This is a genomic window from Suttonella ornithocola, assembly GCF_001889065.1.
In the GTDB taxonomy this organism is placed as follows: domain Bacteria; phylum Pseudomonadota; class Gammaproteobacteria; order Cardiobacteriales; family Cardiobacteriaceae; genus Suttonella_A; species Suttonella_A ornithocola.
This window is the reverse complement of the sequence record NZ_LWHB01000344.1, coordinates 1-681: the sequence shown is the minus strand read 5'-3', so window position 1 is coordinate 681 and position 681 is coordinate 1. Positions and strand designations below refer to the sequence as shown.

General features: G+C 55.2%; 1 pseudogene. It reads left to right on the top strand.

Annotated features, from left to right (window positions below):
• Window positions 1-44: 44 nt before the first annotated feature.
• Window positions 45-681: pseudogene (locus tag A5N85_RS14280) on the top strand (hypothetical protein); the annotation flags it as partial.

Here is a 681-nt window from a genome sequence, read left to right as displayed (position 1 = left end):
GATCCCGAGCAGACCAAGACGGCACGGTCGTTGTCAAAGCGAGCGTGACTGCGACGGCTACCGGTAACACGCCGGCGGCCAACAGCGCGCAAGACGACGTGATTGTCGATACCGGCGTGCCGGGAGACGTCAACGGCGACAAAACCCCGAATGGCGCAGACAACGACAGCACCACCCAAGACGGTGCGCCGAAAGTCAGCATCAAAGACGGCGGAGATAATGCACTCAACCTAACTGACCTAGACAGCGGTAAAGCCACAGCAGAGATCAGCATTCCAGCCAACACCAAAGCCGGCGACAGCTTAGTAGTGAGCACCCCAGATGGTGAACAAACCATTCCTGTGACCCAAGAGATGATTGATGCAGGTAAAACAGAAGTGAGCTTCACGCCGAAAGCAGACGGTGAAAATAATGAAGTAACTGCTTATGTCAAAGACCCTGCGGGCAACGAAAGTGCGAAAGGCAAAGACGCCTCGACCAGCCAAACAGGTAACAGCACAGCTGCAGTAACAGGCGTAGAACTTGGTGGTTCGGCGGATGATGGCTACCTAAATGCCAAAGAAGTGGGTGGTCAAGATAGCGTCAGCGTACCGGTCACTATTGGCCTGAACGGCGATGTCAAAGAAGGCGACACCGTGACCATTGATGTTAACGGCACCCTCAGCACGCACACCGTGACCG